Here is a 25,681-nt window from a genome sequence, read left to right as displayed (position 1 = left end):
TGAAACTCTTCGGAAAAGGTGGATTATTGTTCGATGAAAAAAATGATGCTGTCTATTCTTTTAATAGTTTCTTTAATAGGTATAAGTGGATGTGCAGAGAGTAATATAGGAGATCTTAAGATAAGCGCAGGAGATCAAGAAATTAAAAGTACAACATTATCTAACACTAAATTAGCTAACGCGAAGAGTGACTTATCCTCAAACGCTGAAGCAAGTGGATTTGAATTCGCCTTTGAGCAGGATGCAGTAAAGAATATTCAATATTTAAAAAACGGAGAAATCATTACTCTAGACTTTGGAGATCCTGAGCCAGATAATGTATTGATCGAAGATAGCGTACTAAATAAGAGTGGAGCTTATCAATTTTCATCCAGAGAAACACTAGAAGTTCCAATTACAAAAAAAGACGGTAAATATTCCTTTACGATCGAAAAGCATATGGCTTCTTCATTGAGTTCGTTTTACGAAGAGAACAAAAAAGACTATAGAGGCTTTAGCATAACGGCAAGCTGGGGAGAAAAAGAATATAGATATGCTTTTGTTATACAAGCGGATGCCAATTAAAGCTAACATTCTGATTTAAACCCGCTAATCATATTAGGCATTCCATCGAAATATTCAGGGCCCAGAAGTCATCCAGATGGCTTCTGGGTTCCCTTGAATAGAAATCTAACTATCTATTTTTTAAATATACAACAAATTGTTCATGCAACTCTAGTTCGGATCGTTTAAAGATCCCAGCCCTCGGAATTTAATTATTGAAAAGTAGGAATAACAAGATTATGAATTTGCTCTGACCCGAGTTTACTTTCAACAAAAGATATTTATGGATTCTTTCGCGATATTGATTATAAGTGATTTCAAAGCTTTGCTTGTCTCCCTGTGCATCCGGATAAACAGTGGATTTGTCATGAGCTCCAGACATTGTAAGAACCTCCTCTTGACCTTACATTTAATTAGACACCGCAGGTTGATTAAAAGCCACATGTCATTTCAAAAAAATCCACAATAAAAAACTGTCGATTGCTAGACAATTATATAGAGCCAAGTTATAGTATTGATAATACTTTTAATAACCATTTTCAAAAGTCTAGAGGTGAATAAAATAAACCAAATCGCAAACAATTCTATTCGTGTTAAAAAGATAAATCAGGAGCTTATCAAGCAGGCCTTGAAATCGATGAAAGAAGGAACCAAATCCACGATTGCAAGTGCCACCGGATTAAGTATTGCTACCTGCGGAAATATCCTGAATGAACTTCTGGAGACTGGTGAAGTCATTGAGACTGAACTGGAGGCATCAAATGGAGGTCGACCGGCCAGACGATTTATCTATAACGCTGATTTTTCCTATATTGCATGTATCTATGCCAAAATTGAGGATGGCCAGAAATCCATAACCTATGCGGTGACCAATTCAGTTGGTGATCGTGTGGATCATGGATGGATGGAATTAGAGTACATAGATGCTGCAGCCATCGACCATCTGCTGGATACGCTTATCCAACAATATAACAACATCAAGGCAGTCGGGATTGGAATTCCCGGCCTTGCTCACCAAGGTGTCATTAATATCTGTGACATTAAAGAGTTAATTAATGCTCCCTTAGAATCACTGCTCAGAGAAAAATACGAGCTTGAAGTCACGATTGAAAATGATATGAATCTGACCGTTTACGGGTTCTATAAACAGCAGGATTATGAAGAGGATAAAACCATTGTCGTGGTGACCTTTATCAAAGGAGCTTTTCCAGGCGCCGGGATGATGATCGACGGGCATATCCACAAAGGTAATACTAGATTTGCTGGTGAAGTCTCTTTTTTACCGTTTGGAATCTCGCGTGAACAGCAATTGAGTAGCTTGGACCACACGGATACCTTCATCCCTTTGGCGGCTCACACTATATCGTCCCTGATTGCAATTATTAATCCAGAGACCATAGCTCTCACAGGAGAACAAGTCAAACAAGAGAATGTGCGGCCGATTTATCAACGTTGTCTGGAAGTGATTCCAGAGGAGCATATGCCTCACTTAATTGTGCTGGATCAACCTGATGATCATTACATGAACGGATTAATTGCGATCACACTGGAAAGCTTAACCTACTCATTGCAGTTGGTTGAGAAGCGCCGTTAAAAACATAAAACTAACATACACTTCAGGAGGAACTACGAATGGCAACAAACAAAGAAAACATGATCGCAGGAAAGCTATATATGGCAGGCGGTGAAGAATTAGCAAAGGATAACAAAAGATCCAGAATGCTCACTCGTTTATTTAACAATACGACGGAAGAACAAGGTGAATATAGAGTAGAACTACTCAAGCAATTATTTGAGTCTACAGGAGAATCATTATATGTTGAACCTCCCTTCCGTTGTGATTACGGCAGTAATATTACCGTTGGTAATAACTTCTACGCTAATTTTGACTGCATTATCCTTGATGTAGCTAAAGTAACGATTGGTAACAATGTTCTCTTTGGACCTAGAGTAGGCGTATATACTGCTGGTCACCCCATAGATGCGGACGTGCGTATTAGTATGCTTGAATTCGGTACACCGATTACCATTGGAAACAATGTGTGGGTTGGTGGAAACGCGGTAATTAATCCTGGGGTAAAAATCGGCAACAATGTAATCATCGGTGCAGGTTCAGTCGTAACTAAGGATATCCCTGACAATGTAATTGCGGTGGGTAACCCATGCAAGGTATTAAGAGCAATCACCGAAGACGATAAGCAACACTGGGAAAAACTTAAAGAAGAGTATTACAGAGACATTGAGCAATAAAGTAACCCGTTCTGGGAGGATCTTAATTTGAAAAAGCGCTTCGGGGGATTTAACAAGATTTATGCCATGCAATTGGCGACCATCTTTTTAGGATTTATAGTGTTTGGCATATCGGAAAATATTAAAGGACCCGCCATTCCGCGAATCCAATTCGACTTTAATCTGGACGAAAAACAGCTTGGCACCCTTTTATCCCTAAATGCATTAGGTTATTTGATCGCCTGCTCCTTTACAGCTGTATTGGTTCGGAAGTGGGGGATCAAGGCTGTCAGTATCATTGCTTTTGCATCCATGATATTTTCAGGAGTGTTAATCTATATCTCCCACAGCTACCCCTTTTTCTCAGCTTCTTATTTCCTGATGTACATCGGAAACGGAATGCTGGAGATTGGTCTTGCCATTTTGGGAGCACGCATCTTCGTAAAAAATACCGGGACGATGATGAACTTATCCCATTTTTTCTACGGATTTAGTTCAACCTTAGCTCCACTGCTGGCAACAGGACTCATGTCGGTAAGTATATTTGGCCATCCACTCGACTGGCGCGGAATGTATTTGATTATGCTAAGCTTATCTTTACTGCCTATTCTATCTGCCTTGCGCAGTACATTTCCGGGTGACGATCTTCCGCAAGAGGACCGGATCCCATTAAAAACGCTGGTCCGCGATCCCGCTTTATGGCTGATGGTGCTTATTCTTTCTTTCGGTGTAGTGTCAGAACTTGCAGTAGGTGGATGGCTAGTGAATTTCCTAGAAAAAGCATACTTGTGGGATACAGTTACAGCTTCTGGTATGTTGTCCACCTTTTTTCTCTGCTTCTCGCTAGCAAGGCTCCTGCTGGGGCCGGTTACAGATAAGATTGGTTTCAATCTATCGCTTATCATCTTTTCAGCCTTCTCTGCCTTATGTACGTTTGCTGCTATTTTGGGTGGGGAACAGCTCGCGTTTCTATTTGCAGCAGCAGGCATAGGTATCGCTATGATTTATCCGACCGTCATGGCGTTTATCGCAAAAAGGTATCCGCATGGCAGTGACACTGCCATCACCTTTACAGTTACACTAATGGGAGTCGGTAGCGTGATTGGCAACTATGCCATAGGTGCAGTAATCGAAGGTGTAAAGAGGCTTTACGGAGCAGAATCACAAACTGGCTTGCTACGTGGACTTCAAGCTGGGTATGGTTTTATCGGTTTATGTGCAGCTATATGCGCGATATCCGGTTGTGTTTTATATCGTTATTTAAATCGCCGCCAAGAACTTATATAGAATAGTTATCGCACTTACTTCTGCTCATCCCTGCAACAACCTGCTGATTTCATGGCAGGTTGTTTTGTTGCAAATAGCGACCAACCTCCCACCATCGGACTCAAATGACCTTATTGGCTTCGAAATAGGCAGAAACGAGGTTTTTCGGACCCCAGAGTCGTTATTGAGTTGTTTTTGTGCAAAAACCGCTGTCTTCTGACTTGATAACGCCTCCTGAGTCCGAACACTCCGCCTAATGAAGCTAAATCCTGAAATAGCGACTATACAGTCCGCAACAATGACCTCTGAGCTGGTGATCACCATCCCAACAATTATCGCAGCCCTCCCGCCAGCTCCATTATTTTTCTAACAATCTGCTCTTCACCGCTACTAACCTTTTCCGTTGCAACTTCTCCCAAGGTTATATGATCGCCAACACAAACCGAGTGTGCGGAATGTCTGAACATTTCTATATCATTAGCATCGTTACCAAAAGCAATAAATTGCTGCGGTTCTATGCCTAAATTTTTTAGTCCTGTCCATTTGTTTACGCCTTGGGGACTTATATCCATAATATCTTCTTGTCCATGCTGGTAGATCACAATCGGCAGATTTTGCAGCTTATGAATAAGTTGTTCCCCGTTCAGACTGCTCAAAATAACTACCTTCACAATCTCATCCAGCTCCGATGGAGTTACATTTTTGGCGCGTTGTTCTGGATCTACATTTCTCCGCACCATTCCCGCCAACCATAGACCTAAATGCCCCTCATTTAATTGAGGATAAAATGATCGATGTCATCATAACGGATATCGATCTTTTCTCCGTTTCTTTTGACAAGATTTATATACAGAGGAGCTGCATCAACACTTCCGCCACCCACCAGCACATGGTAGTTTTCATTGATTTCATATTTACGGATGTACAAGCCTGAACCGACATCTTCAAAGGGATAACCTTCAAAATCCTTCCACGACAACGCCTCGCCTTGATGAGCTAGATCCTGTATTTCATCCATGGATAATATTGCAGTTTTTTTATCATTACAGGCTGAAAGTATAATCGTCAAAGCAAACAATAACAGCATTATCAAGCTACGCTTACTTCTCATTCATAAACCTCCAAACTCTATATATTGTTATTTATAGGAAAATATAAGGTAATAATAACATAGGGATATTGGATTGGCACCGCAAGCTACAACACCGGAGAATGAATAAAAAACAGGTCAGTCATGATGGTATCTGACCATAATCGACCTGTTTTTTGTAAAGCTATTGCGTTAACTTTTCAATCATTACTGTACGTACAAACGAAATGACTAAATTTCTATTCAGGCAATACATAAGTTAAGTGTGTAATTGGTTGGATGATAGGTGTATTCGGTACTAGTTAGCCCTTAATGCTTTTTATTCAGTTAGCATTGTTAGGAATTCTTCAAAACTATTTGCAACAAGATAGCTCACTGGGTCAAATTCGCCAGAATTTTCATGATCCCACACACAAACTTTAGGATTATTTCTAGATTCACGAAAATCTAAGCATAGAAAATCACCAGCAAATAAAACAGCAATTGGTAATAATGCAACTCCTAACAAATCTTCATCATCAATTAGTCTCTCATCAAGCTGAGATTTAGTAGCGTCAATATCAAATATTCCAAATTCATTTTCTGTTGGATTCTCAAGAATGCATAAAAATCTACTAATTGAATAGTTATGATCATTACAAATAAACGAACGAATTTCTGGCGCACCTCCATTATTTATTTTTATAAATTCTTTATATTCTAATGGCAATTCTACTCTCCAAAAACCTTCTTCTTTCGATAACAGTTGATCAGACGGTAAAGGATAAACTATAGTCTCTTTTTTTATTTTCATAATAATTTCCTCCCTCTTATTTATCTTGCGGCATCTGCCCACATTCGAGTAGACCTTCCGCCATTGTGAGTTGTAATGTTATGAATTCCATAAGGAACCAATTGCATTTTCCCAGGGACTTCAGTGTGGTGCCATGTATACGATCCGTTCTCAACCAGTTTTCTTATGTCTTCTGAAAGATTATCATTTAACCAGTCAAACTGTTCTGTATCACCTTTTTTCCACAAATCTTTTGGGAGCTCATCACTATTCACTACCACGCCTGCACCCTCAAAATCAGCAAACCCATAACGCATACCATCTACTTTTCTCATTTCTATTTTAGGTATGAAATTTAATTCCTCGGCTATACTTTTTATTAACTTTTTTTGCCCACCAGTTAAACTATCTCCTCCAGAAATACTTTTTTCCCAAGACCACCCTTTAGTGTCTATTACCTCAACATAATGCTTAGCATAGTCATTAACAACTTCATCAAAAGTTTTACTCCCCGATAAAAATTCATCAATGTTGTTTAGGTGAGGTGCTCTACTACCACCCTTTCCTTTACCCGTCCCCTAAGTAGTAATCTTAAACTCTACTAAAGGAAAGGTGATAACTGTTTACCAATTACCACCATTGTATCATCCGGCTTTGAGTTCCGTTAGAGGACTCGCCGCCCTGTATTCTGTTTTGTTCTTCATCATGCTGTATATGACGTTCACAAGCCTTCTCATGACGCATATAAGGGTTTGCTTCTTCGTCTTACCTTCTGCTAGTTTCCGTTGATAGAACTCGTAGAACAAGGGATTACGCTGTCTCTTGTTCTTTCCTTTAGCTACTTAGATTTGTTGTACAGCAAAGTTGTGGAAGATACTGTTCAGTACCCTATTTCCTTGACCGCTTGCTTGGTCCTTACCCTTGCCGCCCGATCTAAAGCGTATTGGAGCGATTCCGGTAAATCGAGCTAGTTTATCCGCATTGGAGAAGCGGTGAATGTCTCCTATTAGAAATCCCAATATACATCCGTAAACTCTACTACAATACGGTCAATTCAAACTTGTACCCCTTCCATGTTCAGCCCCCAAAACGAAATTTTTTAACGAATTTCGGACTATATTAGAGGGCAAGGTGGCTAGCCTTACAACGTTGCCTTACCTTTATATGTTGACTGGTTGTCACCAGAATGCTTTCGTACACCCTAAACATCGTTACAAGGGTCAGTTAAGTTGCGGACAAAGTCCTATTCTTTGAATAACACCTTACTATAGTTGTCGTGCTATCCATCTTGAAAGGTGCGATTCTGTCTTCCTCTCCCTCACTATCGCTACAGGGTAATCTACAGTTGCGAGTAAATTTGAAAAAACCGCAAGAAAGCGAACAAAACAAAAAACAGGGCAATCATGGTAGTATCTGACCATAATCGACCTGTATTAAGTAACGCTTTAGCGTTATTTAGGTTATACTTTTCGAGCATTACTGTGCGTACAAACGAAATGACTAAATCTCTATACGGGTCTTACATAGGTTAAGTGTGTTACTGGATAAATGATGAATTCATTCGGCACTGGGTAGCCCCCAAATGATATACTAGAGGACTGGCAAGACCATTATATTTATAAGTTATCAATACCTTCTTGAAACATATCTATTGTATAATCATCAAAGGTATCATAACGGACTGAAAGTTCTCCCCCCCCCCTAATCCAACTAAATACTCTATTGTCATTAACATCAGCGGAGTACATACATCGAACAAATTCTCCTGAATCTTCAATCACAATTAGCCCAATATCTAACCCTATGTTTCTCCATCTTTCAGTCGCCTTTACTACAGACGCCCCAAGATTTCCCTGAACGCCTAAGATTTCAACACCACATATTCCTCCTGAGCCATATTCTTTTAGAAATTCTCGGTAACTTTGAGGAAACTTTAAGCCAAGCATTTCTTCAGCATTACGAATATCTTCCTCTGAAGCCCCTCCAAAAAAATCCCTTTCTTCACCATATTCTTCGATCATTTTTATTATTTTCTCATTCATGGTATCCCTCTTTTCTAGTCTTCATTTGCACGCATCTTCCAGTAATTGCTTCTAAAATTATTATACTGTTTTTCAAGCAATGGATCATTCCTGAAGCTATTTCCATCCTCTACCAAACCATGTAATTGACTGCTGTACTTATCGTGGGTAGATTCAGCAATTTCAACCATACCTCCTGGCTCTTTTTGAATCAAATGGTGCAGTTCAACTTTACTCTCCACACCGTCTTTTACAGCATAGGGAGATTTCCCTTTCGACATTAGTTCCTTATTAGTTAGTCCGCCTGCGGCCGGATCTTTCGGCACATAGTTTTTATCAATCTCGATTTGGTACACTCTTCTTGATACATCTACATCTTTTCCTGCCACTTTAACAGATCCTTTTACTTCTACAGCAGTATATTTATCTGGTAACCAATCCAGTTGGATTTTTTCAGAAGATAGTTTTGTGGGTTTTAGTCTACCTTCACCCGTCCCCTCAACCGCCTTCACTTCTACATCCTTTATTGAATGATTACTGTCACTTTTCCCTTCCATCTTCTCTTTTAAAATTCGGTCCATTTCATTCTTAAAATTGATTTGCATCGGGGTCTGTGGAAGTGCCGGCGTATCTATATCTAGATTATTTATCTTGAATTGAAAACCTTCATTTGTGCTAAATGCCGGCAACGGTTTTTGTACCTCAATACCTTTTACAGAATCTAACCCTTTTGGAGGCTTTAGACCTCCGCCTCCTGTAGGAAGCAAAGATTTTTCTACCGGACCATACAACAACGTTACCATTCCCAAACTATTGAGCCAATGATCCGCTGACCATGCTTCGTCTGGATTAAATGCTCCTTTCGCCATCTCCACTGTTCCCAGTGTTAACCAATCCGCAAACTTCTCCTTTGAATCAAACATATGCTCTGATCGATCTTTGGCTGCTTCATATATCCCGACCGGAATATCTCCTGTTATGCCTAATGTTAACCAGTTGAAAAAGTCATAGGGGGAGTCTGTGGCCTTATCCGCACGAGTTCTTAATGTACCTACAAAACCCGTTCCAATCTCTTTAAAACTGTCTATTGATTTATAAAAGGCATTTTTAGAATCCTCGGGTTTTGCTTGTTCCTCCGTTTTATTCTTTCTAAACAGATTATAGGAATCCAGTTGGGCGACTGATGAAGTCAATTTTATAACATCTCCCCAAGCCTTTCCACCTTGGTTTGTCATCACGTGTACACCCAAACTTACTCCAGTAGCAATCATCTGTTCCATGGTGGTTTGAACGCCTTCCAGTTGCCCTTTTGCCCAGGCTCCCTTCTCCCCTTTTTCCATTGCCGTCCGTAGTAACAACTGATACGTTTCATTCTGCACTAGTGGTATGCTTCTACTGGTAATCGACGGATCATAATCACATGCCTTAACCGCTGGTTTCTTAAAATAAGTGCTTAGATCCTTACCCGCCTGGTACCGGACCTCGTCTATACCCAAAGATTTCAGCTTCTTGCGTGCGTCTTCCGCTAGCTCATGCATTGCGTCCATTTGAGTCTGATTTCCAAACGCCTGATATACCTCATAGGCTGTCTGCGCCTTCGCGATCTGATCCCGCGCCAGGTAGATATCCTTCAGTTTACTTTGCGCGGCTATGGAGTCGATCGTTCCCAATCCTGACTTTTTAACAGTTGCCTGGAGCTTCTGCACCATAGGATCACTATTCAACTCATCCCAACCCAACAGAGTAGCAATTGAGGTGATCAGATTCGTGACCGCTTTCTGAGCCGTCGTCGGAATAGAAGACTGCCCAATTGCACTTCCGCCCCCAAACCTTTCGAACATACCCCCAAGAACACCGAGCTGCTGAAAAAGTTGATTTGCCTGCCGCTTATTCTCATCCTGTGCGCCTTGAACACCTTTTATCGCGCCTCGAATGATGTCTTCCAATTTTTCCGCTTCCACCGTCAGTTCGTTGATGAGCGTCTGAGCTCGTATCAAATCTGAACCCAGCGGAATCCCACCCCAGTTATTGGTCTGACCTCTCAGCTGCAAGTACAGCCGGTTGGTATCTTGGCTTACCAGTCTGATTTTTGTCTGCAGGCGCTCGACTTCATCTACGTTAAATGTAAGCTTCGTTGACGCCATATGATTCCCCCTGCTTGCTTCTAATAAAATTAGCTATGCAGCACTCTGCATAGCTAATTGAATTCTTATGTATTAGAGCTCTTGCTGTCTAAATCATATTAAAGATTCCTAGAAACCTTTTTGAGAAGTCTTAATATCTCTAGATAATTGCGAATAACTCTTAGATACATTATTCATATGAGTTCCAATATCCTCAAGCGCTTTACCAAATGCATCGAAAGTTTTCTGCATACTTTTTACCTTTTCAGCAAAGTCTCTAGCTGCTGCATCCTCCCAAATACTATTCAGATTCGTTGCAGTCGTCATAATCTTCTTCATTAATGCATCGTACTCTAGTTTTTGTTTCAAAACTGTACTTGCCTGCCCTGCTAATCCTTCGTAACTCAATGTAACTTTTTCTGCCATTATTAACCTCTCCTTTAAGTGATTTTTTTATATAAAAATGAACTTTAAAAATACTTTTTAACACCCCAAAAGATCTTTCAAGTTCATTATTATAGCTCCGGTTTCCTTTATATAATTATCGGTCTTCAATGATATGAATTTTATATTTAAATCCATTTAAAGATAAATAAAACATTTAAGTTATTTTTTTCAAAGTTTATTTTGCCTGACCCTGATAATCATTTCGTACAGAGTAATCTGATTCAAACAGAATGATATCCCCAGAGGAAAAAGAGAACGTTTGCCCCATTTCATCTGTGCTCCCAGTCATCTGGCCTTCAATCGCCCACATGTTAGCAATAGGAGCCTTGTAGCCTAAAATACGAGTGTCGGCATCCCCATTTTTAACCGTATAAATTTCGAAATTTATCAGGATAAAGCCGCCAGTGATAAACTCCTGCTCATGCCCATCTAGTGCCCCTCCATAATGATTCGCCAGGGTGACAATGTCTGTTCCTTTATGCAGGATGTAAGGGGCTATCGGCAGGTTGTATTCTCCGTACCAGTGTTGAACGCTCCGAACCGCCGCTATCGGATTCACTCCATTAGGGATATCAGTCGGCCCTACTAAGGTTCTCGATTTATAAGGTAGAAGCTCTAGGTTATAGCCTGTAGCGATTTTAGTTTTGCGCTTTGTATATTGCTGATAGAACTTCAGCCAAGAGGTGTTCTCCCGCTCCGCCTCGGACAGTATGTAATTGTACTCATAGCTTGCTGCCGTCGATAATTCACCACTCGATATATTTCGCAAGCCATCCGCCAAACGGTAGGTCCGAGAATAACTCAGCTTATCCTTGGAAGAGCCGACTCCGATCATTTTATTATTCGAACCGGAGATATCATAGTACAGATCGACAGGTGTCGCTGTACCTACGTTTTTCGGAATAAAATAGAAGCTTGGCTCGATCCGGATACCCTCGCCCGGCTGCCAAAGGTTCCCGATGGTCCGGAAGTCAAACAAGAAGGAATAGCCGTTATGCGGTACCGTCCGTTGCTCCGTAGGATGAGAACCCTTGCGGATCGGCAGCTGCCACTGTGGTTGTCCGCTTAAAGCGGTCGGTATGCCATTCTCATCATTCCCTCCCGTATAGTACATCGTGTTGCTATGCTCAAGTGTCCCCACACCAGTTCGAAACACCTTCTCAAACCGAAAATCACCGATGTCCCAAATCCGAAAATCGAACAGTCGACCGACGACCCCAATATTAAAACTCTCCGAAGCGCAGTAATTCGTCAAATTACCGTTCAAGTTCTCCTCGCAAAGATCCGATCCATCTGACGGGGCGTTTATAGCCCAAGACTGCGTATAAATGGTATAGTCGCCTTCATTCACCCAGGTTGGCATAGTAAAGGTCATGGACTGTGTTCCAACAGGGATGTAGATCCAGGTATTCTCTGGGTAATACTGGCTGCCTTGAAACACACCAAACGGAAATTGAATCCGCTTGTTTTTCGTGTATTTGGCATAATCCCGGTTGCCGTACCCAGGGATATTGAGATGCTGGCCACTCTCCGTAAAATGTATGGTGAACGGCCGATCCAAGATCAGCACTGCCCTAGTCATATCCGGTGTCATACGTTGATCGAATGGGCGGTTATCGTCAGGAAGAAGCGAGTAGTTGACGACCGGTGTGTGCACGGTGACGGAGTTTATCGGAGAGATCAAAAATTCCTGATCTCCGTTTCCCTCTACGTTCTCCGACAGCATCGTATAATAAATGGTACCCGTGCTGGTTGTATTCTGCCGATTGAGTAAACCACTATTGATCATCAACTGGCCCTCGTAAAGCACCTCGTCTCCGATGATTTGCGGATCAGGAATCCTCCCTGGGGTGGGCCCGGTCTTGTTAGCAACGGTATCATCCATAATCGTTTCCCCGTTAAATACTAGTCGGTCATTCTGCACCTCAGGATCTTTGGTCTGCATTTCCGCAAGGTCTGTGAGCACGTCTGTATCATCAACATCGTCAGGACCCGGTTCGTGGTCTCCACCATCTACCACTTCTGGCTTGAATTCAATCCCTCCCGTATCTTGGGGAACAACATGGTCTTCTACTTCTGTACTATTGGTAAGCTCAAGCGTCGGCGAACCATAATTATTAGGATATAGAGTGACTTCTCCTCCAGGCAGCGCATAGTTCTCCATCTGGGCACGATCGATTTGATAAACAGCTAACTGATCTACCTGCCAGTAAGTATATTCTTTTGGAGTCAAGTCAAAGGTATAGGTCTTATCAAATTTCCCTGTTTTAGGAAGCGGAGCTTGAGGAATCGATGTTCCATTTGGTCCTGGAAGATTCGGCTGCGCTTCCTCCCACTTCGTCGGATATGTAACTTTAACACTGCAGGAATAACGAATCTGACCTGCCATATTGGCGAAGGTATGTTCAAACAAATAGTTCTTTCCCCACACATTGGAAAATAAATTCTCAGAGGTGGGGATTCCCACCGGTGCATCAAAATGGCGTCCATTTGCTGTATCATCACCTAGAATTGCCCCGTTCGCATCCGGTTCCATAAATGACGTTTGCGGAGCAGCGATCTTGTTTGGCGGATCAATAGTATACTTACATTCGCCTGAGCCTTCTCCCTCGGTGGGAGGGCCACCAACTTTTTTGTAACTGGCCACCATTTTGACTCCACCTACATAAACCTTAAAATTACGCTGAACTAAGCTGGGATCATTCGAAGCTTTACTTTGAAATCAACATTCCATAATAGATCCTATGAATCAGAATATTTCTATCAAATTGAAGGAAACTTATGCTCTTAGAAGGAATTTAACTTGGGAGAGAACCAGGAAGGTGCTGCTGACTCTAACTATTTCTCAAAACAAATAAGCAACCTCATAAGAGGCTGCTTGGTTTCAATAGTTTGACTACGATTTGTTATGTATGCTCTAATATAAATGAAGGGTGGAGCTGCATGTTATCATTTTTACTAACTTTAAAACGTTTATTTTCGGGCTTATGGAAAGCGCTCAAACGTAAAAATTTCCAAGCATTATTCTTATTAGTTTTGATGACGCTGTTGTCCGGAACCATTTTTTATGTCAAACAGGAAGGTTTGTCTGTCCTGGATGCTATTTATTTCTGTGTTGCAACGCTTAGTACATTAGGTCATCCAACATTTGTTCCCCAGACAGCACTCGGAAAAATATTTACAATCGTTTACATTATTGCAGGCACAGGGTTGTTCTTGGGAATGATCGGGTATATCGCTTATGAACTGATCAAACAAACCGATAAAGATAACAATTAAATAATGGAACCTAGAACTCGTGACATTATTAATAGCCTTGTTAGCCGAAGCTGACATGGCTATTTTTTTCAAATATTTGATTATATCTGTTTCTTTTTCGCAATCACTTTCACCTTCAATCAAAGCAATGTTGATGGATTAACGTGTCTCATCTCCAATGGCTGCAAGAGCTTTACTGCTTTCACCATTACCATTGAAATGACCAAACAAGGCTTGAAAAATGGCTTTATGCATGGCTGGATTGTTGGCCGCTCCATATTTTCTAACGTAAAAAAGCCGTTCTCTTATAGAAGAGAACGGCTTTTAATGTTATTTTCACAGAAATCCTTAGAACACCCGCTTCTGATTCCGATCATCAATAATAATCTGCACCGCTTCCTTAAACCGTAGAGCATGCACTATCTCCCGCTCCCGCAGGAACTTGAGGCTATCCTGCAGGTCCACGTCATCCGTCATGTCAATCAGCCACTGGTATGTAGCCCGGGCTTTTTCCTCAGCCGCAATGTCTTCATAAAGGTCTGCCAAAGGGTCTCCCTTAGCTTGAATATAGGCTGCAGTGAATGGAACACCGCTAGCATCCGTGTAGAACAGGGCATGATCATGCGCTACAAAATGTGGCCCTAATCCCGCTTCCTCTAATTCACATACCGAAGCATCCTTTGTCAGCTTGTAGATCATCGTGGCAATCATCTCAAGGTGAGCGAATTCTTCCGTACATATAGGTTATCAGTAATAAGGCAATTCAGTGAGAAAAAGTACAATCACATTAAAATAAGCCTCGCCCGTTAATACAGTAGACTTATTTTATATAAGATTATCCTGTAGTGTACTGCCCAGATCGGCGGTATAACTAGTGAGCCGCAGACTGATTTCAGTACGCATTACATCGCGGGTCATGCCGAAGCGTTCCTGATATCCCCGAAAATGAATGATATTATATGTAATGAAATCATCCTGGGTATCCTCAATCACTTTAACGTTTCGACGTTTAAGCTCTTGCCGCAGCCTGTAAACATCTTGAACAACTCGTTTCTGGACATAGCGGCCAGCCAATAGGTATGCTCTGCTGAGCACATTACTGGAGTTTTGGATCTCCTTCATACTCTTGCTGACCATTGTGTCTATGTATGGCAGCAATATAAGATCCCGCACCATTGTCCTCTCTTCGACACTGAGCATGTTCCCGCCGTTCTTCTCCAGATTGGACATAATCATCGCCCCCTGAATACAGTATACGCAAACATACGTTCTTTATTCAACAAAAAAAAAGCCCCTGCGCTTGGCAAGGGCTTTAATTACCGGTGCTTCCGGATTTGATTCAACTATATTATCATGTCTTTTACTTTTTGGCAACGATAAACGATAACCAGGAAAGTTCTGAGGTTGTCAAAGTCTTTTTTTCGATTTTCTCCAGCCAAGACTTGTCCTGGATCGCCCCAGAATCCAGCAGCGCCTTAACTTGCGTCTGAAGCATTGCCCATTGATAATTTGCCAGTTCCAAAGTGTTGTCCTCCCCATCCTGCGCATCATATTGCGTCAAGTTATTTGATTTGATAATGCTCATAAGCTTGCTGGCGTATGCCGGATCGGTTGCATAACCACAGGCGAATAACGCTGCGGTCTGTGTCTCCGGAGTTGTGGCAGCACAGACGCGGTTATAACGTGACTTTGCGAATAACAAGTCCTGGTCCTTATAAAAATTGTATATGTTGCTATACTTCCGCCAGTTTGCCGACGTGTTAACCCGTACACTGTTGTAGACCTCCCAAGTGCCTGTGTTGACACTTGATCCATCCCAGTAAGCTGTAGGCTTTCCGCTACCTACCTTGTATCCGCCAAGATTGTTCCAACTGTTAACCGTTCCACCGGTCTCAAGCCAGTTTTGGGCCAGCCGGACGCTGGGAAGCATTTTGCTTCCCTCTTTCCACACCTTTACGACGGTTGGAGCTAGCAGCGCAAAAAATGCAGCTTTGCTATATTTAGTCATTGGTCATCTACTCCCTTCTTGGCCTGTTTGACCAATTGATTACCATAAACAGCCACCGCCCCGCACAAAATGCCCTGAAGGACACTATCCGCACTAAGCCCAAGGATAATACAGACAGCTATAATAGCGAGCAGAGTGACAATGTAAATGATCGTCCAGTCCGGCACACGTGGTGTCTGCTTCAAGATGTATCCAATCACCCAGCACCCAGTAAGTACGATTAGCAATTCTGGTTCAATAAAGCTCGATACAGCATTCCATTCCATGATTTAACCCCCAGTGAGTTTAATAGCTGCAATGATTGCAGCAATAACAACAGTAATGATTGATCCCCCAATAGTACGCCACAGCCATCTCTGGCCGTCCTCAATCCGATCCAAACGGTGATGAGCCGATTTAGTTGATTGCATGGCTTCCCGCGCTAAATCGCGAGTAGCTTCGATAGTAGTGGTAAGTGTTGGCACCGCCTCAAGCGTCTTTTCCATGCGGGCTAATTGAATCTGAATTTCTACAAGCTTGTCCTCTGCTGTCACTACGCCTCCCCCTCCTGCCATGTTCCCTTCCCCCTCTCATTTTGACTCCCTGAAAAGTAAAAACACGCCATCATAGGCGTGTTTCAATCTCTATTTTTCTTGGTAACCACCCTGTTCACCTCCTGCGTTAATATTGTCTCTATGACAGATTAACCATTGCTATCTGCGTTCCGAATGCATTATACATTTTCAAGTTTTTGGTTACCGGATCGTAGGATAGATTTACACCAGAACTGTACCTAGCATCTGAAGCCAGACTGTTCACATTGTCCAATTCTGTATATACAGGTTCTAAATCAGATTCAGTAACAATTCGATTGCCAGAGCTAATATCTGCCCCTACATATGCTTGACCGCCAGCAGGCATAAACATAATGTTTCCTCCAGTGAAGAATAAACTTTCACCTGCACTAATGCGAACATCGTTTGAACCCCGAAGCATCATTTCTTTGCTTGTTTCCGTAAAGGAAATGAATGCGGAATAAATGTCGCTATCAACGAATTCGATTTTACGGTCTCCCAGCGCCCCGACAATTCCCATGTAAAGGTTAGCACCAATTCGCGCATCTCGTGTAATATCAATATCTGTATCAGATTTAATGCTGCCGCCGACAATATTAGATCCATAGATATTTCCACCAACAAAGCTCGATGCTTCGATTTTTCCAGTAAATAGTGCATTGCCATCAGTATCTAAGAAAATAACATCAATCCAACTAGAGCCTGTTCCGTTCCCTTTCTGAATTTTTATGCCCTCTGTGGCGTTCATAACTGTCCTAGCCATCTTATCACTTCGAATAGATTCGAAACCGACCTCTGGTCCGATACGAGTCCCGTTGTATATCTTATCCTTGACAATGGTGGTCTTCCGTAAGCCAACAACCGCGTCCTTAATGCCGGTGATAGCGTTCGAAATAGTGACCTTGCTATTGATTCGGCGGCGTGGGCTGTACGAATAACGAACGATACGCTGCTGTTCATTGATGCTAAGTTCAGGATCAACAATTCCTACTGTATCACCAAGCTCAAAGTATTCCATCCCACGAAATTCCGGCAAACTATTGAGTTCAAGCACATCTACTTCGTATGCCGTCACTCGTTCTCCAGACCGCGTGTCTATATCTTTAACAATACCTTTTAAATTCTTTCCCAGCTGGAACCAAACGCCGCGAAGTGTTCCCCGTTGCTGTAGCAAGGATATGCTATACCGATCAAACCGAAGTTCACCGCCCGACTGTGCCGCAATTTCCAGCAAGATTGCACGGGTGCTAATGTTTTCCTCTGCCAGATCCACGGAAATGATTCCGCTAAGCTCTACTACACCAATGGTGAACCCTGTCCCGGCCAATGCCATATTAAGTAGCTGCTCCGGCGTTCCAGCATGAACAAATCCGTCCGCCCACTCATAGGTAAGCAGATCATAACTGACTTGTTCGCACTCAATGGCTACCAGTGTAGATCCATCCCCGGCCCTGGTGCGGCGATGGTGGACTATATTGAAAAGCTGATCATCTACCTCGACCAGATTTCCATCTATCAAGTAATCGCTCTTGCCGTCTTCATCAATTAGGGTGCTGAAGCTAAATTTATACTCGCCGTTGATAGTCTCATCAATGATGTCGTTGTGGTACCGCTCCACGACGGCCAGCGGCTGGTTAGATGGGTTGCGTATGGTAATCAATACAGTCTCTCCTTTACATGCAAAAGAGCTGCAGGAGAGATCCGGCAGCTCTTTCTTAATTATTCATTTGTTGCGCAGTTTGGTCCTACTATTCACTTAACTATCTTTACTAACCTTGATTTAATGGAACTGCATAATCTTGGGCCCCCGACCGTCAAAAGAATCCCATAAGCTACAAGATGGTGCCTCATAGCAGTCCCCCAATTGCTTGTTCCCAAAGACCAAAGACCCTCTATCAGTAAAAAAACTACCAGTAAAAACCCGTATACACCTTTCTCTTTTCCGGTGCTGTTTTTCCATGTTTTTAGTGCCGCGATTAATAAAAGTAACCTGAACATAGATTCCGAGAAGGCATATATGTCCATTGCGCCTCTTATCTGCCATGGATAAGGAGCAAACATGTACCCTAAAAACATTATTGGAATGTTCAGTAGTGTCCCGATTGGTCCAGAAAAGTTAATAGAAGATACATACGACGCTCCCGTGCCTAAATTACTGTTTGAGCGATATTGTTCTACATACTCCAAAGCATTTCCCGAAGACAAAGCACTACCCGCAGAAGATCCGCCCAATAGATTAAAACTTAAAATGATAATCCCAACAGCGAAAACAAAAATAAACATATCTAAAACGAGAGATTTTTTCTTGTTGCTCCTAAAGGACCAAAGGATAGTTATGAACAAGAGAAAAGGAAGTATGGCTACAAATCCGTTGTGCCATAAGGACAATCCGCTCATAGAAAGAATGAGAAATAACAGCCATATAAACTTTTTTGTGAACTTTAACTTTATTGAGAAAAAAACTACTAGTGAAAAAAAAAGAATTTGCCAAGACTCGCGCAACGTTATCGAGGTAAACATCAATGACGTTGGCAGTAACCCGTACATCAAAATGATTAGGTGATTATTGTGGGTAACTCCGGCTAATTTTAATATCTTCAGTAGGACAACCATTGAAAGAAAAAATGCCGCCACAGACAACTCCATGCCCAACAAATGCGACTCTCCGAAAGTCTTATAACATAAGGCGAGAAAATTAACAAAAAACCTCGAACCATTTGTATTGAGGTCAACTACGCCTACCTCTGATATGATCCTCGCAGAGTCGTGAAAAACAATCGCATCAGCCTCTGAACCAGGTGTCGCGAAGAAAAACGCATTAACGAACGCAATTGCATGATGTGAAATTAAGACAAACAGACTGGCAATGAATACTTTTTTGCTTTGATGGAAATCTTTGACCACAAATATTGAAAAAATAGTCAATGCAGTTATTACAAAGGCCGCTGAATCCTTCGGACTTGCCATAAATAACAGAGCCAAAGGCATAATAAATAACAATATTAAAATAGTTAACGACAATGATTCTCTCTTCTTATGCAAAACAAACTCTGACACTGATAACCCCCACTTTCAGCAAATATTACAAATTATACAATATAAATTCATACTTGTGGGGGATATTTTCAAAGTTCAGGGGATAATTTGTGTCAAGCTACTCTAACACATCTACCGCTCCTTCGAAAGCAGGCAGAGTTTTAAGATACTCATACCCTTGTTTGATGAAATTCGGAGAATCATCGGCTACTGATGGGGAAAAAGCATACGCTACCTATTGAACAATACTTTTCCCTTCACTACACTTTTCACGGTTCATAAAAGTATCCACCATAATTGTGATGTTATTTTTATTACCTACGACAGAGCCGATTCTACAATACGCATCTTCAATTAGAATCCCGCTACTTAATTCTATTTTTATTTGCAGTGCCATAACTGATCTCCTTTCTCAGTTTCCTGTTAAGACTCGACTGTCTCTAAAAATGCTGCTACCAGAACCCGCAGCAACGGCAATCCACTTTTCGATGATATACTTACTTCCAGCAGTCCCTAACTCTATTGGAGCGTTGTTGGTTACAACATCGCCAACCTTCCACTGTTCCGATGTTGGTTTTGCAGACATGTCCGTTAAGTTCAGGCAATTTATCTTATTGGCATTTCCAAAGGCAGTCCCAGATAATCTTTCTCCGTTACTCCAGCCCGTAAAATTAAGATTTTCGAGGGTCAGGTTTACGATGTTTACAGCAGTGTCACCAGTAATCAAGGCGCGCAAACCCGTGCCGCGCTTCGAGATGTCACCTGAAATTTTTACATTTTCCAGCGGGCCGTTTACAGGCTTGTTTATCATGAACCTGTCACTTCCGACACTGTTAATATCGACATGTAGTTGCATGTTCCTGCCTTGAAATAAATCAATGCCGTCAAATTTTGCATTACGGATAACCGCGTTTATTACAACATCTTCAACCATGCCATTAAATCCAATGGATAGTCCTCGATAACAATTGGTTGCATACAGACTAGATACAGATACTCCTTTGGCTGTACCTCCAAAATTATTAATGATGAGCGATGTTATATTGAAGGATGTATTATTCTTGGTAATAGCGTTACTTAATTTAATTGATGACCCGGCCAGTTGTATTGAACCAGTTTCTGCACCTGATCCCAATGCTTTAACATTGTTGTGTATAATGTTGACCGAGTCGATAGTCACGTTTTCTGTTGTTGATCCGTTTGTGTTTTGGACGGCACAAGGTAAGGTCCCACCTCCTTCGACTCGCACTATTCCAACATGAACATTGCGAACTATCTCAGTGTTTGCATTGGGCTCAATATCGAATCCGCCAGGCATCTGATAATGTCCGAAATGGCTGCCTATTATACTTGTTATATCTATGTTTTGAGCACTTATGATACTGACAATATTCCGACCTATATAAGCATCAGCAGTACCATTTACCGAATTAGCTATTATGTCAGTTGAGTCGTTGGTAATATACACTACATCTCCGCAACTGTTATGGCTGTGTATGTCTCCAATCCTTACCCTGCTGCACCCATAAATCACTAATGAATGCTTTTGCTCCTGTGTTGACGTGTAAGGCAACATTTCATCGCAACCATTATTTAAGCCGTTTCCATTAAAGTTAATTAGAGGAATTGATACATCAGAGCAATATTCCAACCTTAGTAACGCCCCTACCGTCGGAGAATCATCTAACCTCTTAATAATACCCTCACATCTAATGCCGAACGAGCTTTTATTCGAAATGGTAATGGAATCTGCGAATATAGTCATGTCACGTGGAATTAGAAGTGTGTAGTGATTATCAGCAACGTAATTTATAGCCGCAGCAAGAGACGCAGACTCGTCAGATCCATTTCCAATAAGCCCTAATGACTTAACATTAACCTCTCGATCTCTGAGATCACTCTCAGTATCCGCCAACTGCGCATCAAAATTGTTCAGCCGATCTCCCAGGATCGGGAACGCCGTACCCGCCGCCGGCTGCCGTGCATCCACGATTTCCGTGTTGCTGTCGCCGGCGCTGGAGACGATATTAGAAATCCGTTCATCCTGGTTGATCAGTTCCGTTTCAGCATCGGTGATCCGGCTACCATGGTCACTTACCGTTGCTTCCGCCGTACCGATCCGCCCCTCGTGGTTAACAACCTGGGTATTAATATTTGTCATACTGTTATTTACTTTTTGATACAACGTAGGTAGCGAATCAGGTGGATTCCCGTTTGCCGCTCCTTTGATCAGCTGAATTTCAGCCATGACAATCACCCCGCATATTTTGCTTTGAATTTAATCGAAATTGCTACATTGATTCCGGTACCGTCTACCGATACAGCAGAGATCCCAGGCGGCAGTGCCCCGAATCTGGCGTTCGTGTTAATCAGAACGTTGCTGCTGCCGATCCGGGCCGTGCAGCGCTGAAAGTCAAGTACAAGAGTGCCGGACATTGCCGCCCCGTAGGTAGTCACCACACCGCCCACAGTCAGGGACAGAGTAGTAAAGTTGCCTGTAATCTCAATGACAGGCTTGACGTTCAGTCCGCCGAAGTTATCAATAGTCAGCGCCTGCGGACCAGTCACCGCGAAACTATAGGCGGCATCGACTGATATTTCAGTATCTACCAGCACCGGAGTATCAACATTGATATCATCCGATTCATAGGTGCTGTAAGCAAACGGGTCATATGCCACCATCGGCAAGGAGAATTTTCCTAATCCCGCCATTCGATCAACCGGCAGCTGGCCGGACAAACGCACCATGTACTGACGGTCCGGCTGATTGGCGTAAATCAATGGCAGAGTGCGCGGCCTGCCGTCACCGTCCACCAGATGAGCTGCAAGGGCAGAAATACGCCGCTGCAGTAGGTGGGCATTGCGCTCCATGAACGCGCACTCCAGCGTCAAGGGACGCGGCCCCATGTCTGCCCCAAAGTCATACTCTCCATGCATAAAGGGCACCGCATACGTCCGGTCTACAGTCGGCGGAAGGATAGGCCGCTGAGACTCCCGAAGTGTTTGCAGGCCCAAATCCTGCGGGCGCTTTTCGCCCAAATATGCAACAACGCCGCTCAACGGCTACACCCCCGCCCCGCGCAGAGCGCTTGTGATCTGCCCGCCGAGTAATTGCCCCAGCACGTTCAAATCATCATCACTCCGAACAGTAAAATTAGCCCCCCGGAACATGTCCGCGAAACTGATTTGATTCGTTATCTCTGATGTGCTTCCACCAGATCCCGCCGCATTCATGCCTGGAAGAACACCCGTTACTTCACCACTCAAATCCTGCATAGCAGCGTTAACCTGGCTGGCGCTATTAGCAATTCCCTCCGCCATACCCGCGCCAACCATCATACCGACCTGATCCCGCATGACACGGGAAGGGGAGTGGATGCCAAGCGCGTCCTTCATACCATCAACAACACCACCGGCGAAGTCAGATATCTTATCCTTGATCCAACCGGTCATATTCTTGATACCTTCCCATAGCCCCTTGACGATGTTTTCGCCAATTTCCAGCATTTTGCCTGGGAGCTCCGCGAAGAAGTCCACGATTGAACTGATTACCTTAGGGATTTCAACTTTTGCGGTAGAAATAAGATTCGAAGCCCATCCCGTGAACTGAGTAAATGCCTTGCTAAGCTCTGAACCTATTTTCCCTGGTAAAGTAACGAAAAATGAAATGATGCTGCTGATAATCTTCGGAACATCAGTTTTCACCCAATTGATTGCATCCGTGCCCCATTTAATCATTGTTGCAATAGCTACACCGAGCGCATAACCGATTTTACCTGGTAGCTCATTAAAAAATCCGGCAATAGCCCCGGGAAGCTTCTTGATTACGTCAACAATGGTGTTCCAAACACCATCCACCCATTTCTTGAAATTAGGGTTCATCTCGTAAAGCAGCTTGAGTGCCCCGGCAATCGGATTGGTCAGTAGTAGGAGCAAATTTGCCCAATTGGACTTCACCCAGTCCCAAACAGATATAAAAGCATTCTTCACTGCTTCCCAGGCTGAAACCAAAGCATTCCGGAAATCTTCATTCGTATTCCACAGGACTACTATAGCCGCTACCAGTCCTGCTACAGCCGCTATAATCAATCCTATGGGGTTAGCAGCCATTGCCGCATTCATAAGCCACTGGGCAACCGTTGCACCTTCCGTTGCCAGCTTAAAAGCATTGTATGACCCTACAAGTGCGGTAACAGCTTGGACAGCCTGCATAGTGATCATTGCAGCCGCAATTCCTGCTAAGCCAGCTGCCACACTTCCAGCATTATCAACGAGCCACTGCATCCCGGTAACAAGAGGCGACCAGTCAGCGTTCTGTAGCATAGTAATCAGGTCATTGATTGCGGGCATTACGACTTCACTCACCGGCACAGCAAGTTCGGATACCAGCGTCCGCTTAATGCCCTCAAGCGCTGACCCGATATCGTTGTATTGCACGTTGTTAAGCTCCTGAAGCGTTTCACCTGTCCTGTCAGCCGTGTCGGTAAGGTCACCAAGGGCTGTGATTGCTTTAACGCCCAGGTCTTCCCACATTGTTCCGAAAAGCGCAACCCCAGCCTGATTCTGTGCAATCGGGTCTTTCATATCCGCAAGCCGCTTAACCACATCGTTAAACGCTGCTGCCGAATCCGCACCGCCTGCCGCAATGGTTGAGAACATCTTCGTTGCGTCCAACCCCATTGCAGTCAGTGCCGCCCGAGCATCGTCAGTCCCTTCTCTGGTAATGATTCCGAATTCCTTAACCGCATCGCCTACAGTAGCAATTTCAAAGGCACCGGATGAAGCCCCTTGAATCAGGGTATCCATGAATTCATTGGCATCAAAGCCCAGCTGAGCAAAATGGGGAGCGAATTCGTTGAGGATATCCAACAAGTCGCCGCTTTTATTAGCACCATTCTGTGCTCCCTGGGCAATCAGGGTATATGCTTGGTCAGAGCTGATTTTGAAATTTGTCATTAAGGCATTGGCACCTTTAATGCTATCGGCCACCTCAAATTCAAACACATCACGCATAAGCAGCGCATTTTCAGTTGTTGCCTTAAGCTCATCCCCGGTCTGCTTGGTGACTTGGTTCACCGCCGCCATGCTATCCGCGATATCATCTACGGATTCCCCAAAATTGTCACCGTAAATGTCATTTGCTACGCCTCGGAATTCTTCCATTTCCGCTGCTGTCGCTCCGGTCTGCGTCTGAAGATGATTCATAGCCTCGTTGGACTCATCACCAAACTTGACAAGCGAAGTAATAGCCCCTACAGCCGCCGCGCCAATCGCAGCAATGCCAAGCGCTGCCTTTTCCGCCGCCGCCTCGCCCATTTCCCTTAGGCTATCTGCAGATTCGTCCGCTGCATCGGCTAATTCACCTGTCTGATCGGCGGCACCATCCGTGCCATTCCGTAAATCTTCAAGCGAATCTGTTACGCGGCCCAGTTCTTGCATGTTCCGGTTGAGTGCTTCAGTCTCGCGGTTGATGGTGATTAGTAATGTTTGAGCTGCACGGCTGCTCTCGCCCTGCTCCGCGACAATCTGCTCATATTGAGCCGTCAGGTTGGCCACTTTCTGCCGCTGCAAATCGGTTATGCCGTTCAGCGCATTGATGCGCTGCTCAAGCCCATCCTGGGAAGCGCCCCAATCATCCATGCCCGCAGCTGCTGCCCGAAATCCAGTGTCGATAAGCTTGATCTGTCTGTCCAGCGCGGCAATGTTCGCCTTGAAATCCGATGTATCTAGACTGACACGCCCGCCAATATCATTTGTATTATCTGCCATCTACTCGCCCCCTTATATCCAGCTTGGCGCAATGTTTGCGCGGCGGTAGGTCTTGCCGTTAATGACACGGACATTTGGATCATCGGACGGTTTGAAGTTGAGGAAAGACAGTAAATTATGAAAATCCGCCTCATCTACATCGTGTAATGTCCATTTCAAGTTTTTAACCAAATTGTGCTTAAGGCTAAGTAACGTTGTGCGGTAACTGGCCGGGGAATCGTCTTTTGGTTGATCCCCCGGGGCTAGTTTTTTTTGATACCGCTCATCACGTTCTTGCAAAGATTCTGAAATACATTCATCAGTTCATCGGTTTCAACACCTTCGTTCAGCTCGTCGTAGCTAAATTGCTTTCCAAAGGCCGACACAATGATTGCTTTGACCTCTCTATAGAAATCCCGGACTTCTTGAGCGCTTGGTGTGCCCGCCTTAAAACTGTCTGCCCGCTCCGCAATGTCAAAAATGGTGTCCATCATCCCGGTTTTGAGGCTGCACGTGGAAAAGGTCTGTGTCACTTGGCCCTGTGCATCGGTAAATTTAATAAAAACAGGTTTCATAATGAATTCTG

Annotated in this window: 25 protein-coding genes and 2 pseudogenes; 5 read left to right on the top strand and 22 right to left on the bottom strand. The window is 43.3% G+C overall.

The genetic code is table 11. The features are described from left to right. Positions 1-33: 33 nt before the first annotated feature. The 4 genes from NSS82_RS10460 to NSS82_RS10445 all read left to right on the top strand — a co-directional run bounded on the left by NSS82_RS10460 (position 34) and on the right by NSS82_RS10445 (position 4,059). Positions 34-564, top strand: coding sequence for a hypothetical protein (locus tag NSS82_RS10460; protein WP_052096906.1), 531 nt, complete (start codon positions 34-36; stop codon positions 562-564). Positions 565-1,228: 664 nt separating this feature from the next. Next, positions 1,229-2,137, top strand: coding sequence for an ROK family protein (locus NSS82_RS10455; protein WP_051491321.1), 909 nt, complete (start codon positions 1,229-1,231; stop codon positions 2,135-2,137). A 38-nt stretch (positions 2,138-2,175) separates the two neighbouring features. Continuing rightward, positions 2,176-2,793 carry a sugar O-acetyltransferase gene (locus NSS82_RS10450; RefSeq protein WP_038569607.1) on the top strand — a complete coding sequence of 206 codons (618 nt, stop codon included), beginning with the start codon at positions 2,176-2,178 and terminating at the stop codon, positions 2,791-2,793. 66 nt (positions 2,794-2,859) lie between these two features. Then, entirely contained in the window at positions 2,860-4,059 is a 1,200-nt protein-coding gene (locus NSS82_RS10445; protein WP_076134077.1) for an MFS transporter, read from the top strand. 311 nt (positions 4,060-4,370) lie between these two features. On the opposite strand, the gene NSS82_RS10440 is transcribed toward NSS82_RS10445, so the two are convergent. From NSS82_RS10440 to NSS82_RS10400, 9 genes and pseudogenes are all read right to left on the bottom strand, one after another. Further along, a complete protein-coding gene (locus NSS82_RS10440) occupies positions 4,371-4,778 on the bottom strand; it encodes an HAD family hydrolase (protein WP_081382534.1) in 408 nt (135 codons plus the stop codon). Between the two features lie 32 nt (positions 4,779-4,810). Further along, positions 4,811-5,149, bottom strand: coding sequence for a hypothetical protein (locus NSS82_RS10435; RefSeq protein ID WP_038569602.1), 339 nt, complete (start codon positions 5,147-5,149; stop codon positions 4,811-4,813). Positions 5,150-5,447: 298 nt separating this feature from the next. After that, positions 5,448-5,921 (bottom strand): SMI1/KNR4 family protein, encoded by a 474-nt coding sequence (locus NSS82_RS10430; protein WP_076144389.1) that lies wholly within the window; start codon positions 5,919-5,921, stop codon positions 5,448-5,450. A gap of 20 nt (positions 5,922-5,941) precedes the next feature. Continuing rightward, positions 5,942-6,235: an HNH endonuclease signature motif containing protein gene (locus tag NSS82_RS10425; RefSeq protein ID WP_076104589.1), complete on the bottom strand. Its 294-nt coding sequence runs from the start codon at positions 6,233-6,235 to the stop codon at positions 5,942-5,944. Positions 6,236-6,544: 309 nt separating this feature from the next. Then, positions 6,545-6,907, bottom strand: a pseudogene (locus NSS82_RS10420) (transposase); the annotation flags it as partial. A 609-nt stretch (positions 6,908-7,516) separates the two neighbouring features. Continuing rightward, positions 7,517-7,942, bottom strand: a complete 426-nt coding sequence (locus tag NSS82_RS10415; protein WP_076104588.1) for an SMI1/KNR4 family protein — start codon at positions 7,940-7,942, stop codon at positions 7,517-7,519. A 14-nt stretch (positions 7,943-7,956) separates the two neighbouring features. Further along, positions 7,957-10,065: an HNH/ENDO VII family nuclease gene (locus tag NSS82_RS10410; protein WP_256715465.1), complete on the bottom strand. Its 2,109-nt coding sequence runs from the start codon at positions 10,063-10,065 to the stop codon at positions 7,957-7,959. Positions 10,066-10,173: 108 nt separating this feature from the next. Beyond that, complete coding sequence (locus NSS82_RS10405) at positions 10,174-10,470, bottom strand: WXG100 family type VII secretion target (RefSeq protein ID WP_076104587.1); 297 nt, start codon at positions 10,468-10,470, stop codon at positions 10,174-10,176. 196 nt (positions 10,471-10,666) lie between these two features. Continuing rightward, positions 10,667-13,141, bottom strand: a complete 2,475-nt coding sequence (locus NSS82_RS10400; RefSeq protein WP_076271957.1) for a DUF5704 domain-containing protein — start codon at positions 13,139-13,141, stop codon at positions 10,667-10,669. 293 nt (positions 13,142-13,434) lie between these two features. Between NSS82_RS10400 and NSS82_RS10395 the strand changes: the two genes are divergently transcribed. Then, positions 13,435-13,770: a potassium channel family protein gene (locus NSS82_RS10395; RefSeq protein WP_076124810.1), complete on the top strand. Its 336-nt coding sequence runs from the start codon at positions 13,435-13,437 to the stop codon at positions 13,768-13,770. Positions 13,771-14,097: 327 nt separating this feature from the next. On the opposite strand, the pseudogene NSS82_RS10390 reads toward NSS82_RS10395, so the two are convergent. From NSS82_RS10390 to gpG, 13 genes and pseudogenes are all read right to left on the bottom strand, one after another. Then, positions 14,098-14,490, bottom strand: a pseudogene (locus tag NSS82_RS10390) (manganese catalase family protein); the annotation flags it as partial. Positions 14,491-14,574: 84 nt separating this feature from the next. Beyond that, on the bottom strand, positions 14,575-14,979 hold the full coding sequence (locus NSS82_RS10385; RefSeq protein WP_341109791.1) for a hypothetical protein: 405 nt from the start codon (positions 14,977-14,979) through the stop codon (positions 14,575-14,577). 130 nt (positions 14,980-15,109) lie between these two features. Next, positions 15,110-15,757 carry a glycoside hydrolase family 73 protein gene (locus tag NSS82_RS10380; protein ID WP_341109790.1) on the bottom strand — a complete coding sequence of 216 codons (648 nt, stop codon included), beginning with the start codon at positions 15,755-15,757 and terminating at the stop codon, positions 15,110-15,112. Further along, positions 15,754-16,023, bottom strand: a complete 270-nt coding sequence (locus tag NSS82_RS10375) for a phage holin family protein (RefSeq protein ID WP_341109789.1) — start codon at positions 16,021-16,023, stop codon at positions 15,754-15,756. The genes NSS82_RS10380 and NSS82_RS10375 overlap by 4 nt, the downstream gene beginning before the upstream one ends. Before the next feature lie 3 nt (positions 16,024-16,026). Further along, on the bottom strand, positions 16,027-16,311 hold the full coding sequence (locus NSS82_RS10370; protein WP_341109788.1) for a hemolysin XhlA family protein: 285 nt from the start codon (positions 16,309-16,311) through the stop codon (positions 16,027-16,029). Positions 16,312-16,429: 118 nt separating this feature from the next. Further along, a complete protein-coding gene (locus NSS82_RS10365; RefSeq protein WP_341109787.1) occupies positions 16,430-17,971 on the bottom strand; it encodes a prophage endopeptidase tail family protein in 1,542 nt (513 codons plus the stop codon). A 92-nt stretch (positions 17,972-18,063) separates the two neighbouring features. Next, complete coding sequence (locus NSS82_RS10360) at positions 18,064-19,368, bottom strand: hypothetical protein (protein WP_341109786.1); 1,305 nt, start codon at positions 19,366-19,368, stop codon at positions 18,064-18,066. 214 nt (positions 19,369-19,582) lie between these two features. Further along, positions 19,583-19,744, bottom strand: coding sequence for a hypothetical protein (locus NSS82_RS10355; RefSeq protein ID WP_341109785.1), 162 nt, complete (start codon positions 19,742-19,744; stop codon positions 19,583-19,585). 15 nt (positions 19,745-19,759) lie between these two features. Continuing rightward, a complete protein-coding gene (locus NSS82_RS10350; RefSeq protein WP_341109784.1) occupies positions 19,760-21,595 on the bottom strand; it encodes a hypothetical protein in 1,836 nt (611 codons plus the stop codon). Between the two features lie 5 nt (positions 21,596-21,600). Continuing rightward, entirely contained in the window at positions 21,601-22,362 is a 762-nt protein-coding gene (locus tag NSS82_RS10345) for a distal tail protein Dit (protein WP_341109914.1), read from the bottom strand. Positions 22,363-22,410: 48 nt separating this feature from the next. Beyond that, entirely contained in the window at positions 22,411-25,116 is a 2,706-nt protein-coding gene (locus NSS82_RS10340) for a phage tail tape measure protein (protein WP_341109783.1), read from the bottom strand. A 12-nt stretch (positions 25,117-25,128) separates the two neighbouring features. Then, on the bottom strand, positions 25,129-25,395 hold the full coding sequence (locus NSS82_RS10335) for a hypothetical protein (protein WP_341109782.1): 267 nt from the start codon (positions 25,393-25,395) through the stop codon (positions 25,129-25,131). Next, on the bottom strand, positions 25,359-25,670 hold the full coding sequence (gene gpG / locus NSS82_RS10330; RefSeq protein ID WP_341109781.1) for a phage tail assembly chaperone G: 312 nt from the start codon (positions 25,668-25,670) through the stop codon (positions 25,359-25,361). The genes NSS82_RS10335 and gpG overlap by 37 nt, the downstream gene beginning before the upstream one ends. Positions 25,671-25,681: the final 11 nt, after the last annotated feature.

This window comes from Paenibacillus sp. FSL H7-0735, assembly GCF_038008505.1.
GTDB lineage: Bacteria > Bacillota > Bacilli > Paenibacillales > Paenibacillaceae > Paenibacillus_AQ > Paenibacillus_AQ odorifer.
Note: the sequence above shows the minus strand (reverse complement) of the source record. Positions and strands in the feature narration are given on the sequence as shown.